Source organism: Cellulosimicrobium sp. PMB13, from assembly GCF_051294865.1.
Taxonomy (GTDB): Bacteria; Actinomycetota; Actinomycetes; order Actinomycetales; family Cellulomonadaceae; genus Cellulosimicrobium.
Genome location: NZ_CP145910.1, coordinates 3,779,099 through 3,792,983, shown reverse-complemented (window position 1 = coordinate 3,792,983; position 13,885 = coordinate 3,779,099). Strand labels below are relative to the sequence as shown.

12 protein-coding genes and 2 tRNA genes are annotated in these 13,885 nt (G+C 73.6%); 8 read left to right on the top strand and 6 right to left on the bottom strand.

All coding sequences use genetic code 11. The annotated features are described in order from the left end of the window. The first annotated feature begins 27 nt into the window (after positions 1-27). Positions 28-1,524 (top strand): glutamate--tRNA ligase, encoded by a 1,497-nt coding sequence (gene gltX / locus V5D56_RS17090; RefSeq protein WP_435736473.1) that lies wholly within the window; start codon positions 28-30, stop codon positions 1,522-1,524. Positions 1,525-1,541: 17 nt separating this feature from the next. Next, on the top strand, positions 1,542-2,318 hold the full coding sequence (locus V5D56_RS17085; protein ID WP_435736472.1) for an HAD family hydrolase: 777 nt from the start codon (positions 1,542-1,544) through the stop codon (positions 2,316-2,318). On the opposite strand, the gene V5D56_RS17080 is transcribed toward V5D56_RS17085, so the two are convergent. Both V5D56_RS17080 and V5D56_RS17075 read right to left on the bottom strand, forming a co-directional pair. Beyond that, the gene (locus tag V5D56_RS17080) at positions 2,305-5,316 is read right to left on the bottom strand and encodes a glycoside hydrolase family 9 protein (RefSeq protein ID WP_435736471.1); all 3,012 of its coding nucleotides are present in this window, start codon (positions 5,314-5,316) and stop codon (positions 2,305-2,307) included. The genes V5D56_RS17085 and V5D56_RS17080 overlap by 14 nt on opposite strands. 173 nt (positions 5,317-5,489) lie before the next feature. Next, on the bottom strand, positions 5,490-6,596 hold the full coding sequence (locus tag V5D56_RS17075; protein WP_435736470.1) for a YeiH family protein: 1,107 nt from the start codon (positions 6,594-6,596) through the stop codon (positions 5,490-5,492). Positions 6,597-6,665: 69 nt separating this feature from the next. Between V5D56_RS17075 and V5D56_RS17070 the strand changes: the two genes are divergently transcribed. After that, positions 6,666-7,601, top strand: coding sequence for a LysR family transcriptional regulator (locus tag V5D56_RS17070; protein WP_435736469.1), 936 nt, complete (start codon positions 6,666-6,668; stop codon positions 7,599-7,601). 49 nt (positions 7,602-7,650) lie between these two features. Here the strand turns inward: V5D56_RS17070 and V5D56_RS17065 are convergent, their stop codons facing one another. Further along, positions 7,651-8,331, bottom strand: a complete 681-nt coding sequence (locus V5D56_RS17065; RefSeq protein ID WP_435736468.1) for a hypothetical protein — start codon at positions 8,329-8,331, stop codon at positions 7,651-7,653. A 191-nt stretch (positions 8,332-8,522) separates the two neighbouring features. Between V5D56_RS17065 and V5D56_RS17060 the strand changes: the two genes are divergently transcribed. From V5D56_RS17060 to V5D56_RS17050, 3 genes are all read left to right on the top strand, one after another. Next, positions 8,523-8,594: transfer RNA gene (locus V5D56_RS17060), tRNA-Gln, on the top strand. Positions 8,595-8,693: 99 nt separating this feature from the next. Continuing rightward, a tRNA-Glu gene (locus V5D56_RS17055) sits at positions 8,694-8,766 on the top strand. 125 nt (positions 8,767-8,891) lie between these two features. Further along, positions 8,892-9,320: a hypothetical protein gene (locus V5D56_RS17050; RefSeq protein ID WP_435736467.1), complete on the top strand. Its 429-nt coding sequence runs from the start codon at positions 8,892-8,894 to the stop codon at positions 9,318-9,320. A gap of 13 nt (positions 9,321-9,333) precedes the next feature. On the opposite strand, the gene V5D56_RS17045 is transcribed toward V5D56_RS17050, so the two are convergent. The 3 genes from V5D56_RS17045 to V5D56_RS17035 all read right to left on the bottom strand — a co-directional run bounded on the left by V5D56_RS17045 (position 9,334) and on the right by V5D56_RS17035 (position 11,433). Beyond that, positions 9,334-10,317, bottom strand: a complete 984-nt coding sequence (locus V5D56_RS17045; RefSeq protein ID WP_435736466.1) for a PH domain-containing protein — start codon at positions 10,315-10,317, stop codon at positions 9,334-9,336. A gap of 9 nt (positions 10,318-10,326) precedes the next feature. Next, complete coding sequence (locus V5D56_RS17040) at positions 10,327-10,494, bottom strand: hypothetical protein (protein ID WP_435736465.1); 168 nt, start codon at positions 10,492-10,494, stop codon at positions 10,327-10,329. 219 nt (positions 10,495-10,713) lie between these two features. Beyond that, a complete protein-coding gene (locus tag V5D56_RS17035) occupies positions 10,714-11,433 on the bottom strand; it encodes an IclR family transcriptional regulator (protein ID WP_435736464.1) in 720 nt (239 codons plus the stop codon). 162 nt (positions 11,434-11,595) lie between these two features. Here V5D56_RS17035 and leuC point away from each other — a divergent pair, with 162 nt between their 5' ends. Both leuC and leuD read left to right on the top strand, forming a co-directional pair. Then, positions 11,596-13,077 (top strand): 3-isopropylmalate dehydratase large subunit, encoded by a 1,482-nt coding sequence (gene leuC / locus V5D56_RS17030; protein ID WP_435739063.1) that lies wholly within the window; start codon positions 11,596-11,598, stop codon positions 13,075-13,077. Between the two features lie 56 nt (positions 13,078-13,133). Next, positions 13,134-13,769 carry a 3-isopropylmalate dehydratase small subunit gene (gene leuD, locus V5D56_RS17025; RefSeq protein WP_435736463.1) on the top strand — a complete coding sequence of 212 codons (636 nt, stop codon included), beginning with the start codon at positions 13,134-13,136 and terminating at the stop codon, positions 13,767-13,769. Positions 13,770-13,885: the final 116 nt, after the last annotated feature.

Here is a 13,885-nt window from a genome sequence, read left to right as displayed (position 1 = left end):
TCTCGCGGGGGAACTACGCTGGGGCCCGTGATCCCCGCACCCGGTTCCTCGCCCGTCCGCGTCCGCTTCTGCCCGTCCCCCACCGGGACGCCGCACGTCGGGCTCATCCGCACCGCGCTGTTCAACTGGGCGTACGCGCGGCACGTGGGCGGGACGTTCGTGTTCCGCATCGAGGACACCGACGCCGCGCGCGACAGCGAGGAGAGCTACGCCCAGCTCCTCGACGCGCTGCGCTGGCTCGGGCTGGACTGGGACGAGGGCGTCGAGGTCGGCGGGCCGCACGCGCCGTACCGGCAGTCGCAGCGCGCGGACCTGTACCAGGACGTGATCCGGCGGCTCGTCGAGGGCGGGTACGTCTACGAGTCGTTCTCGACCCCGGAGGAGTCCGACGCGCGCAACGCCGCCGCGGGGATCAAGACCAAGGGGTACGACAACTTCGACCGCACGCTCACGGACGAGCAGAAGGCCGCGTTCCTCGCCGAGGGCCGCGAGCCCGTGCTGCGCCTGCGGATGCCGGACGAGGACATCACGTTCACGGACCTCGTGCGCGGCGAGATCACGTTCAAGGCCGGGTCGGTGCCCGACTACGCGCTCGTGCGCGCCAACGGCCAGCCGCTCTACACGCTCGTCAACCCGGTGGACGACGCGCTCATGGGCATCACGCACGTGCTGCGCGGCGAGGACCTGCTGTCCTCGACCCCGCGCCAGGTCGCGCTGTACCGGGCGCTGCTCGAGATCGGCGTCGCGAGCGTGATGCCGGAGTTCGGCCACCTCCCGTACGTCATGGGCGAGGGCAACAAGAAGCTCTCCAAGCGCGACCCCGAGTCGAACCTCTTCCTGCACCGCGAGCGCGGCTTCACGCCCGAAGGCCTGCTCAACTACCTCGCGCTGCTCGGCTGGTCGATCTCGCCGGACAACGACATCTTCTCGGTCGACGAGATGGTCGCCGCGTTCGACGTGCACGACGTGCTGCCCAACCCCGCGCGCTTCGACCTCAAGAAGGCCGAGGCGATCAACGCCACGCATGTGCGGATGCTCGCGCCGGAGGACTTCCGCGACCGCCTCGTGCCGTACCTGCACGCCGGTGGCCTCGTCCCCGCCGACTCGTTCGCCGACCTCGAGCAGCGCCACCAGGACCTCCTCACCGCGTCGGCGCCCCTCGTCCAGGAGCGCATGGTGCTCCTCGGCGAGTCCGTCGGGATGCTCGGGTTCCTCTTCACCGCCGACGACGCGCTCGTCATCGAGGACGACGCCCGGTCCGCCCTCAAGGACACCGCGGCCCCGGTGCTCGACGCCGCCGTCGCCGCTCTCGGGGACGTCGACGACTTCACGGCCGAGCCGATCCAGGCCGCGCTGAACGCCGCGATCGTCGAGGGTCTCGGCATCAAGCCGCGCCTCGCGTTCACGCCGCTCCGCGTCGCCGTCAGCGGCCGTCGCGTCTCCCCGCCGCTGTTCGAGTCGATGGAGCTGCTCGGCAAGGAGTCGACGCTCGCGCGCCTCGTGAGCCTGCGGGCCGCGCTGTGAGCGGTCTCCCTGCACCGGTGGGTGGCGGCACTGCCGTGGAGTCGCCGGGCCGGGCGCTGGACGGCGTGCTGTTCGACGTCGACGACACGCTCGTCGACACGATGGCCGCGTTCGCCGCCGCGATCGCCGCGGCGTCCCGGGTGTGGCTGCCGCACCTGCCCGAGGACCGGTACGACGAGGTCCTCGCGCTGTGGCGCTCGGACCCGAACCAGCACTACCGCGCCTACACGCGCGGCGAGATCGACTTCGACGCGCAGCGCATGGCGCGCGCCAACGAGCTGCAGGCGGCCTTCAGTGGCCGGCCGCTCGACGACGCGGCGTACGTGGACTGGAAGGACCTCTTCTGGGGCACGTTCGAGGCCTCGTGGACCGGGTTCGACGACGCGCGCCCGGTCGTCGACGCGCTGACCGCCGCCGGGGTGCGCGTCGGCTCGCTGTCCAACGCGCGGGTCGAGCTCCAGACCCGCAAGCTCGCCGCAGCGGGACTGCCCGACGTCCCCCTGCTCGTCGGTGTCGACACCCTCGGCTTCGGCAAGCCCGACCCGCGCGTGTTCGCCGAGGCGTGCCGCCGGCTCGGCACCGACCCGGAACGCACGGCGTACGTGGGCGACGAGCTCGACGTCGACGCCCGCGCGGCGCTCGCGGCCGGGCTCGTCGGCGTCTGGCTCGACCGCCCCGGGACGCGCCGCGGCGGGCCGCACCCGGAGGATCCGGCTGCGGCCCGCGCGTCGGGCGTCGTGGTGATCCACGGGCTGGCGGAGCTGCCCGCGGTGCTCGCTCCTACCGCCGGCTGACCGTCAGGCACGGCGCGCCGTCCAGCCAGAACTGCTCCGGCTGGGGCGACGCGAACGACCCCGGGTCGCCGATGAACCCGAACGTCGCCTTCTTCGCGCGGGCGTTCCAGGGCAGCGACGTCGCGGTGACCGTCTCGCCCTCCTGCGACCACCCGGCGCCCCACGCGAGGCGCGTGACGTCCTGGTCGCCGACCCACGACCACGTCAGCTCCGACCAGTCCAGCGGACCGTCGGTCGAGCGCAGCCAGAGCTGGGAGACGAAGCCGCCGCGCCATGACCCGTGCTCGGTGTACGACACCTCGCACGTCGGCTGGACCACCTCGCCCTGGTCCTGGTCGGCGAGGAACGACGCGACCCACGTCAGGGCCGAGTTCCAGTTGACGGTGATCTCGTTGCTCGCCCACGAGGTGATGTCGTCGACGTAGCACGTCTGGGGCGCGCAGCCCTCCGGGAAGAGGCCCTGCATGGTCGGGTCCCACGTGGGCGAGTCGGAGTTCGGCCCGCCGGCCACCGACCCGGCGGGCGGGTGCGGCAGCTCCGGGTTGAGCTGCGCGGCGAACCAGCGCGAGTGCTGGTTCTGGGCGAACACCTCGCCGTAGCCCGTCACGTACGACAGGTTGAGCGCGTTGCGCCCGAGCAGGTAGTCCGTGGACTCGATCACGGCGTCCCGGTACGCGACGTCGCCGGTCAGGTCGAACGCCACGCCCAGCACGACCTGCGCGTTGAGGACCGAGCTGTTCGAGCCCCAGACGTAGGTGCCGTCCTCCTCGCCCGCGTAGGCGGCTCCCCACGGGCCACCCTGCTGGACCGCGAGGATCGCGTCGGCACCCTCGAGCACGACGTCGCGCGCCGCGTCGCGGTCGCGGTGCCCGTTCGGCACCGTCGCGAGGTCGATGAGCCCGAGCGGTCCCACCTGTCCCCAGCTGAACCCGCCCCGCCCGATCGTGTCGGAGACGTCGTCGAGGTGCGCGTGCACGTAGTCGCCGAACGCGCGCTCACCGGTGGTCAGGTACAGCTCGACGGCCGCCCAGAAGAACTCGTCGGAGACGTCCCTGTCGTCGTACGGGCCGCCACCGTCGGCACCGTCGGCCGCGGGTGCGTAGAGGTCCGGGGTGGCGAGCGCCGCCTTCCAGGCGGTGCGGGCATCGGTCAGGAGCGCGTCCGCGTAGTCGGCGTCGTGCGCCGCGAACAGTCGCGCGCCCTGCGCCGCGGTCGCGGCGAGGTTGAGCGTCGCCGCGGTGGACGGACGGTGCAGGTAGCGCGTCTGCGGGTCCTCGTGCGGCAGCAGCGGCAGGCCGGTCCAGCCCTTGTCGTGCACCTTGTGGTGGACCATGCCCGCGAGCGGCTCGCCGTCGGGGACCATCATCGACCGCAGGAACTCGAGCTCCCAGCGCGCCTCGTCGAGCACGTCGGGGACGCCGTTGGCGCTCTCCGGGATCGCGAGCGTCCCGTCGGCGAGGGCATCCGCGTCGCGGGTCGCGGCGTGCAGCGAGCGCTCGTAGGTCGCGAGGAGCTGCGCGGTCGCGATGCCGCCGTTGACGACGTACTTGCCGTGGTCACCGGCGTCGTACCACCCGCCGACGACGTCGAGCGTGTAGTCGCACGTCCACGGCTCCTCGTAGGGCTGCACCGGGTCGTCCGCGGGCTGGCACGGGACGTCGAGGTCGCCCTTGTTGGTCGCGCCGTCGGCGGGGGAGGAGACGTGCCCTGCCGGCCGGGCGTAGTCCTCGCCGACGAGGTCGGCGTCGATCTCCGTGCCGGACCGGGCGAGGTAGAAGTAGTCGAGCGCGTCGTACCGCAGCGTGTCGTAGGCCGTGGTCCCGACGTCGAACGGGTGGGACGTCTCGCCGTCCGCGACCAGCGTGTACGTGCCTGCGGGCAGGGAGCCGAGGTCGATCGTGTGCACGGTCTCGCCCGACGACGCGTCGGCGCCCGCCGGCGTGCTCTCGCCCGAGGCGACGACCTCCTCGCCGGAGCGGATCTCCCAGGCGACGGGGTCGACGGCGTCGGTCACGAGCGTCGCGTGCTGCGGCCCGTCGGCGAGGTAGCCCACCTGGTTGACGCGCACCCGCGGGCCGGTGTCCGGCTCGTAGGGCGGCAGGGTGGATCCGGAGAGGAGCGACACCGTCTCGAGGCAGAACGTCCACGCCTCGCTCGCGCCGCCGAGCTGGAACGCCATCTGGGTCTGCGGGTAGGTCTCCTGGCCGCCGTCGTCGGGGCCGGGGAGGGTGAACGCGAGCTCTCCGCTCGCCCCCGACGCCTCGCCGTACGCGGTGTACGGGTCCACCTGGAGCCCGACGACCGCGCGCACCGGCCCGTCGCCCGTGCCCGTGTACCGCGCGACGTAGTCGCCCGCGGGGAGCTCGAGGTCGTTGACGCCGAGGATCGCGTCGTAGGTGCCGACTCCGCCGGGGACGTCGACGCACGCCGCGCCGGACGACGTGTCGATCCCGGTCGGGCGGGAGTACCACCACGGGTCGCTGCCGTCCGCGAAGTCCGTCCGGGGCAGGTGCTCCGTCCCGGCGGGGACCAGCGAGACGTCGTCGAGGCAGAACGTCCAGGCGGTGTCGTGGCCGCCGAGCTGGAAGGCGACCTGGGCCTGCGGCTCGTCCTGCGCGACGTCGAACGTCAGCGTGTGCGTGCCGGTCGCCGCGCCCGGGGCGAGCGCGAGCGTGCCGAGCGCGTCATAGGGGGCGTAGTCCTGCGCGACGTTCGCGCGGACGGGCCCGTCGCCCGTGGCCGTGAACGTCAGCGACCACTCGCCGGCGGGCAGGTCGACACCGCCCTGACCGACGATGTGGGTCCAGGGGTCGCCGCCGGCGGGCACGTCGGCGCACAGCGCGCCGTCGGTCACCGTGGTGACGACCTCGGGTGTGGACCACCAGGCGCCGCCGCCGTCGTCGAAGTCGCCGTCCACGACGTCGGCCGCCGCCGGGGCTGCGAGGGGAAGGAGCAGGGCCGCGGTGGCGGCGAGAGCGAGAGATCGCGTGCGGTGCACGGGGAGTCCTTTCGTCGACGGTGACGAGACTCGCGGGGCGGGAGAGACGCTATGGAAGCGCTCCCACCGGATCGCGTTCCTCGAACCTAGCACGCGCCGCAGCCGCCGAGAAGTGAGCTTGCGCCCTTGATCCGCGCCGAACCGGGGCGGGAGCTCACTTCCCGGCGGACGGGTCAGGCGATCAGCAGGACCCCGCCGAGCGCCGTCGTCGTGACGAGGAGCGCCGAGAGCGCGCCGAGGACGAGCGCGCGCCGCCCGGTGCGCACGAGTCGCGGCACGTCCACGCCGAGGCCGAGCGCGAACATGGCCGCGACGAACGCCACCGTCGTGAGCGCAGACCCGGCGTCGAGCACGCCCTGCGGCACGACGCCCGCGCTGCGCAGCGCCACCGCCACGAGGAACCCGACGACGAACCACGGGACGGGCACGACGCGCGTCCGGCCGCTCGGCGTGCCCCGGCGGGCCGCGACCAGCCCGGCCCCGGTCACGATCGGCGCGAGCAGCGCGACGCGCGCGAGCTTCGCGACGGTCGCCGTCGCGAGCGCCGCCGCGGACACGGTGCCTGCCGCCGTGACGACCTGGGCGACCTCCTGCACGCTCGCACCGATCCACAGCCCGGCCTGCGCGTCGTCGAGGCGCAGGAGCCCCGCGAGCCAGGGCAGCACGACGATCGCGAGGGTCCCGTAGACCGTGACGAGCGCCAGCGCCGTGGCGACGGCGTCGTCGTCCTCGCGGACCTGTGCGGTCGTGCGCCCCGGCCGCGCGACGACCCCCTGCATCGCCGAGATCGCCGCCGCACCGCAGACGGAGAAGCCGGTCGCGACGAGCAGCGACGTCGCCCGGGGGACGCGCAGCGCGCGGCCGAGCGCGAGCGTGCCGGCGAACGTCACGACGAGCGTCGTCGTCACGACGGCGATCCCGCGCCACCCGAGGGCCAGGACCTCCGGGACCGACAGCTGGAGCCCCAGCAGGACGACGCCGGTCCGCAGGACCGTCGACGTCGTCCACGCGATGCCCGGACGCAGCCGTGCGAGCCGGGCCACGGTGCGCGGACGGCGGGCCCGGCCCACCACGACGGAGCCCACCACGGCACCCAGCGTGAGCGCGACGACGAGCGGCGAGACCGCCGGGACGATCCGGGAGCCCGCCAGCACGGCCGCGGTCGCGACGGCCACGACGGCGAGACCCGGCGCGAGCGCCCGCGTGCCGTGACGCGGGCCGGTCGGTGCCGGGCGCACGTCCTGCCGGGCGGGCTGGGTCGACGGTCGGGTGATGGCCATGCTCCCAGGCTGTCGGTCGCCGGGTCTCGCCGGAAGGCCGACCTCCCGGTGCACCCATAGGATGGACCTATGGCCTCGACGCCGCGCGACCACCGCACCCCGCTCGGCGCGCTCGAGCTGCTCGTCGCGACGGACTCGCACGGCTCGATCAGCGCCGCCGCCCGCGCGCTCGGCGTCGCCCAGCCCACGGCGTCGGCCGGCCTGCGGGCGCTCGAGCGCAGGCTCGGGCTGGAGCTCCTCGAGCGCACGACGCGCGGCGCCCGCCTCACCGAGACCGGCCGCGCCACCGCTGCGTGGGCGCGCGAGGTGATCGACGCCTCCGACCGGTTCGAGACCTCCGTCGCGTCGCTGCGCGAGCAGCCCTCCCAACGTGTGCGGGTCGCGGCGAGCCTCACGGTCGCGGAGTACCTCGCGCCGCGGTGGCTCGCCCGGCTGGCGCTCACGGAGCCGTCACGGTCGGCACGCGACGCCCCGGACGTCGAGCTCGTCGTGCGCAACTCGACGGAGGTGACGAACCTCGTCCTCGCGGGTGACGTCGAGCTCGGCTTCGTCGAGAGCGCGACACTGCGCCGCGGGCTCCGCAGCCGCACCGTCGCGCACGACGAGCTCGTGGTCGTCGTCGGCCCCGGGCACCGCTGGGCGCGCCGCAGCGCCCTGCGCGTCGACGAGCTGCTCTCCGGCGGGCTCGTCGTCCGCGAGGGCGGCTCCGGGACGCGCGAGACGCTCGAGCGGGGCCTCGCCACGCTCGGCGCGCGCCTGCCTGACCACCTGCCGTACCTCGGGTCGACCGCCGCGCTCAAGACCGCGGTGCAGCACGGCGGCGCGGTCGCCGTGCTCTCGAGCCTCGCCGTGGCCGAGGACGTCGCCCGCGGCGCGCTCGTCCGCCTCGCCGTGCCGGGGCTCGAGCTGGGACGGCGCCTGCGGATGGTCTGGAAGGACGGCACGGCGCTGTCGGCAGGTGCCCGGCGCATCGCCGCGGCGGCCGCCGCGACGAGCGCCGTCTGAGCCCGGCCGGCACCGATCCGTGCGTCGGTCGGGCGCCGGTCCGGCGCGGTCACCGCACGGTCGAGTCCCAGCGCCACCGGGTGCGTCGCTCGCGCCCGGCCGGCTCCCCGCGACCCGTGGCCCAGAGCAGCACCGCGTCGGGGTCCTCACCGGGCTGCACGGTCACGTCCGGGAAGAGGCGGGCCAGGACGCGCCGGGCAACGTCCGCGGGGAAGGGTGCGCCCTCGCCGGTGAGGCCCAGGACGACGTCGTGCCCGTGCACGAGGACCTCGACGACGCCCATCGCGGCGAAGCCCTCCGGGTCCGAGAGCCCGTACGGGTGGTAGGCGCGCGCGTCGTCGGGCCTGGTCTCGACGAGCGTCGCGAGCAGCTCGGCACCGCCGTGCAGCGCCTCGACGAGGCCCGCGCCTCCCGTCGCCCGGTCGACGTGCACGAACTCGTCCTCGCCGCGAGGCCCGACGAGCGGCACGTACGCGAGGCGGGGGAGCGCGGCGAGCTGCAGCGCGTACGCCACCAGGTCGTCGACCACGTGCTCCGTCGTCTTCCAGCAGGACCAGCGCACCGGCCCGGCCTGCGCGTCGAACGCGTCGCCGTCGTGGGGCGCGAGCCGTTCCGCGAGCCAGGTCGCTGCCGTGCGGACGTCGTCGCCCGTGACCCGGGTGCCCTGCTCGAAGGACGTGGCGCGGTCGTGGCGCGAGGTGGGGTCCGGCTCGGGTGGCGAGGCGTTCATGCGTCGACCGTGCCAGACCTGCCGCGTCGCGTCGACCTGCCGCGGTCGCTGGCGGCAGCGGGTGTCGCATTTGGTCCACGTCCCCGAGTCCGGTAATGTTCTCGGCCGGTGAGACCTCCACGTGAGGGGCCCAGGGGACAGGTGTCAACCCGTCCTCGAGAGCCTCCGATCATGCGGGGTCGATACCACCATGGGGTATGGTGTAATTGGCAGCACGAGTGGTTCTGGTCCACTTAGTCTAGGTTCGAGTCCTGGTACCCCAGCGATGAGCTCCGGCTCCTGGATCGGCGGTCTGGACCGCCCGAGACATGAGGTAGAGTTCTCTCCGGTGAAACGGTCCGGCAACGGATCGGGAACCACAGGCCCCCATCGTCTAGCGGCCTAGGACGTCGCCCTCTCACGGCGGTAACACGGGTTCAAATCCCGTTGGGGGTACATCACGAAGGCCCGGTCACCACACGGTGACCGGGCCTTCGGCGTATCCCAAGGCGCGCCTCCCGGCAGGGTCGGGCCGTCCGGCCCGGCGCGCCGAGTGTGACGTGCGTCGCTATGCTCGCCGCATGGTCCGATTCCTCATCCGCGTGCTGATCCTCCTGGCCTCCGTCGCCCTCGGTCTGCTCGTGGCGAGCTGGGTCATCGACGGTGTCGTGCTCACCGCGACGGGCTTCGTCGTCGCCGTCGCCGTCTTCACGGTGGCGCAGGCCGTCCTCTCGCCGTTCATCGCCAAGATGGCCGCGCGGTACGCGCCGGCCTTCCTCGGCGGGATCGGCCTCGTCTCGACCTTCGTCGCGCTGCTCATCGCCTCGGTCGTCGGTGACGGCCTGCGCATCGAGGGAGGCGTGGTGCCGTGGATCCTGGCGACGCTCGTCGTGTGGCTCGTCACGGCGCTCGCCACGTTCCTCCTCCCCATGTTCTTCCTCAAGGAGAAGCTCGGGGACAAGAACCGCGGCGACGGCTCGGGGCCCGCAGCGCGCGCGGTCGCCGGCTGAACGCCGCGCTCCGCTACGGCGCCTCGTCGCGCCCCGGGCCCGGCTCGTAGGGCTTCGGCACCGGGGGCGACACCGGTCGCGGGTGGATCACGGGGACGTAGGTCGCGCGGTGCTCGCCCGAGACGGCCCAGCCGGGCCCGTCGTCGGGGTCCCCGCGGTGCCCGACCGCGGGCAGCGGCTGCGTCGGTCCGCTCGACGTCCCGGACGTCCCGGACGTCCCGGCGTCCGTCCGCGCGTCGCGGCCCGCGACGACGACCGGGTCGCCGCGCGGCGGGACGGGTGGTGCCGGCGGTACCGGAGCGGGTGGCACGGGGTTCCGGCCGTCCCACGCGGGCGCCGGGGGCACCGGCACCGGCCGGCCGACGGCGTCGGGCGGCTCGGTCACCACGGGTTGCACCGGGCGTGGCGGCCCGCCGTCGCCGGGGCGCGCGGCGGGCGTCCCCGGAGGGACGGTGGCGGGCTGCGCGGAGAAGCCGCCGCCCGGGCGTCCGGCCATCCCGCCGGGGCCGAAGAGGGTGTCGCAGATCCGGCGGTAGGTCGCCTCCGGCCGAGCCACCCAGTCGATCTGGCGCAACGCCTGGTCCTGACCGGCGGACTCCAGGAGGAACTGCCCGTACCCGAGCACCCGGCCGGTGAGCGAGCGACCGTAGTTGAGGTCCGTCACCTTCGTCAGCGGCATCATCGCGACCTTGTGCGTGATCAGGCCGTAGAGGAGCAGGAGGCGCTTGTCCGTGGCGACGAACCACTCGTTGCGCCACTCCAGCAGCTTCCACGCGAGTCGCGCCAGGAGCACGAGCCAGAGCAGCCAGAGCACCAGCAGCCCGTCTCCCGCCGACGGTCCCGCCTGGACGAGGAGCCACACGACGACGAGCAGACCCGCCGCCGTCGTGGCGACGGGCTCGAGGAGCATGGCCCAGTGGTGGCGCGTCGCGACCACGACCCGCTCGCCGGTCAGGACGTAGCGGTCCAGGATCCGGTTGCGGGGCCCGCCGCGCACGGCCACCGCTCAGTCCAGGAGCGAGCTGAAGAACTGGCCGATGCTGCGGAACGCGCCGAGGATGACGTCCCAGATCCCCTCGAGGATGTCGGCGGCTCGTTCCGGGCTCGTGACGATCGCGTACAGCGCGAAGATCACCAGCGCCCAGAGCAGGATCGCCTTCACCTTCGGATGCATCGGGGCTCCTCCGTGTCGAGGTCGGTCGGACTGTCAGACGGTGCGCCCCCGGTTCGGGCCGCGTCGGACGGCCCGCACAGCATGACAGCAGACGGCGCCATTTTGACAGGGCGCGTCCCGTTTGCGTCCCGCGGCGCGCCGAGGCCCGGACACTCCAGGTGCGGCGCCGCCGGATCGTGCTGGCGATCCGCACCCGGAGCGGCCGGCCCCCGGGCTCGACTACTCGCCCGCGCGGCGGAGCACCTCGGTGAGCCGGTTCGCCGCGGCCGCGACCGAGCCCGAGTGGAGCCGGCCCGGCTGGCGGGAGAGCCGCTCGACCGGTCCGGAGATCGACACGGCGGCGACGACACGGCCCGACGGCCCGCGCACGGGGGCCGAGACCGAGGCGACCCCGAGCTCGCGCTCCGAGACGGACTGGGCCCAGCCACGGCGTCGGACACCGGAGAGGATCGTGGCGGTGAAGACGGCCTCGCGCAGCCCCCGGTGCAGCCGGTCGGGCTCCTCCCACGCGAGGAGGATCTGGGCGGCTGAGCCGGCGTTCATGGTGAGCGTGGCACCCACGGGGATCGAGTCCCGCAGGCCGACCGGACGCTCCGCGGCGGCGACGCAGATGCGGTGGTCGCCCTGGCGGCGGTAGAGCTGGGCGCTCTCGCCCGTGTGGTCGCGCAGGGCGGTGAGCACCGGGTTCGCCGCGGCGAGCAGGCGGTCCTCGCCGGCGGCGGTCGAGAGCTCGTTGAGACGCGGTCCGAGGACGAACCGCCCCTGCATGTCGCGCGCGACCATGCGGTGGTGCTCGAGCGCGACGGCGAGGCGGTGCGCCGTCGGGCGGGCCAGGCCCGTGGCCGTGACGAGCTGGGCGAGGGTGGCCGGTCCGGACTCCAGGGCGCCCAGGACGGAGGCCGCCTTGTCCAGCACGCCGACTCCGCTAGTATTGTCCATAGGTCGATATTGGCGTCTCATGCAATGAGATGCAAGTCCGCCGAGAATGTTCCACCCGCTGGACGTTCTCCCCGCCCCCTGGCGCGACGACGGACGATCGACCCAGACGGCCCGCCGTGCCCCCGCGGAGGCGCCGTGACAGACGACGAGGAGATGAGCAACATGGCCGGCACGCTGGCAGAGAAGGTCTGGGACGCGCACCTGGTGCGACGTGGCACCGACGGGTCGCCCGACCTCCTCTACATCGACCTCCACCTCGTGCACGAGGTCACGAGCCCGCAGGCGTTCGAGGGTCTGCGCCTCGCCGGCCGCCCGGTCCGGCGCCCGGACCTCACCATCGCGACCGAGGACCACAACACCCCGACGCTCGACATCGACCTGCCGATCGCGGACCTCACGAGCCGCACGCAGATCGACACGCTGCGCAACAACGCGCGCGAGTTCGGCGTCCGCATCCACTCGCTGGGCGACGCCGACCAGGGCATCGTCCACCAGGTCGGTCCGCAGCTCGGCCTGACCATGCCGGGCCTGACGGTCGTGTGCGGCGACTCCCACACGTCCACGCACGGCGCGTTCGGCGCCCTCGCGTTCGGCATCGGCACGTCCGAGGTCGAGCACGTGCTCGCGACGCAGACGCTGCCGCTCGCCCCGTTCAAGACGATGGCGATCAACGTCGACGGCGAGCTGCCGCCCGGCGCGACGAGCAAGGACATCATCCTCGCGATCATCGCGAAGATCGGGACCGGCGGTGGCCAGGGCTACGTGCTCGAGTACCGCGGCGAGGCCATCCGCAAGCTCTCGATGGAGGCGCGGATGACGATCTGCAACATGTCCATCGAGGCCGGCGCCCGAGCGGGCATGATCGCGCCCGACGACACGACGTTCGAGTACCTCAAGGGCCGCCCGCACGCGCCCGAGGGTGCCGACTGGGACGCGGCCGTCGAGTACTGGCGCACGCTGCGCTCGGACGACGACGCCGAGTTCGACACCGAGGTCTACCTCGAGGCCGCCGACCTGGAGCCCTTCGTCACGTGGGGCACGAACCCCGGCCAGGGCCTGCCCATCTCCGCGACCGTGCCCGTCCCCGAGCAGATCGCCGACGAGAACGAGCGCGTCGCCGCCGAGCGCGCCATCGAGTACATGGGCCTCACGCCCGGGCAGCCGCTGCGCGAGATCCCCGTCGACACCGTGTTCATCGGGTCGTGCACCAACGGCCGCATCGAGGACCTGCGCTCCGTCGCGAAGGTCGTCCAGGGCAAGCAGAAGGCCGACAGCGTGCGTGTGCTCGTCGTGCCCGCGTCCGCGCGCGTCCGCCTCCAGGCCGAGGCCGAGGGCCTCGACAAGATCTTCCTCGACTTCGGTGCCGAGTGGCGCAACGCCGGCTGCTCGATGTGCCTCGGCATGAACCCCGACCAGCTCGCGCCGGGCGAGCGTGCCGCGTCCACGTCGAACCGCAACTTCGAGGGTCGTCAGGGCAAGGGCGGGCGCACGCACCTCGTCTCGCCGCTCGTCGCGGCCGCGACCGCGCTGCGCGGCACGCTGTCGTCGCTGTCCGACCTCGACCTGCCGGCCGACGTCGACATCACGTCCTTCGACGGCACGCCGCTCGCGCCGCTCGACCCGCGCGTCCTCGTGCAGGTCTGAGCAGCGCCCAGCGCCCGACCGCCGTCCCGCCCCGAAGCCCCGAAGAAGGTCCCGTCATGGAGAAGTTCACGACCCACACCGGCGTCGGCGTCCCGCTGCGCCGCAGCAACGTCGACACCGACCAGATCATCCCCGCCGTCTACCTCAAGCGCGTCACCCGCACGGGCTTCGAGGACGCGCTGTTCGCCGCGTGGCGCGGCGACCCGTCGTTCATCCTCAACCAGGACGCCTACAAGGCCGGATCCGTGCTCGTCGCCGGACCCGACTTCGGCACCGGCTCGTCCCGTGAGCACGCCGTGTGGGCGCTCAAGGACTACGGCTTCCGCGTCGTCCTCGCGTCCCGCTTCGCCGACATCTTCCGCGGCAACTCCGGCAAGCAGGGGCTGGTCGCCGGGATCGTGGCGCAGGAGGACATCGAGCTCCTCTGGAAGATCCTCGAGACCAACCCCGGCACCGAGGTGACCGTCGACCTCGTCGCGCGCACCGCGTCCGCGCAGGACGTGACCGTGCCCTTCCAGATCGACGACTACACGCGCTGGCGCCTCATGGAGGGTCTCGACGACATCGGCCTGACGCTCCAGCACGAGGAGGAGATCTCCGCGTTCGAGGCGACGCGTGCGTCGTGGCGGCCGAAGACGCTGCCGGCGAAGACGCTGCCGAAGGTCGAGATCGAGGCGGCTCGGCCGGTCTGAGGTTCTTTCTCGTGGCTCGGGGGCGGGCCCTGCGGAGGTGACGACGGCGCGGGTGCGGGCCCTGCGGAGGTGACGACGGGTCTACCATCCGCGGGGCTCGTCCCTCGCCCCGCTCC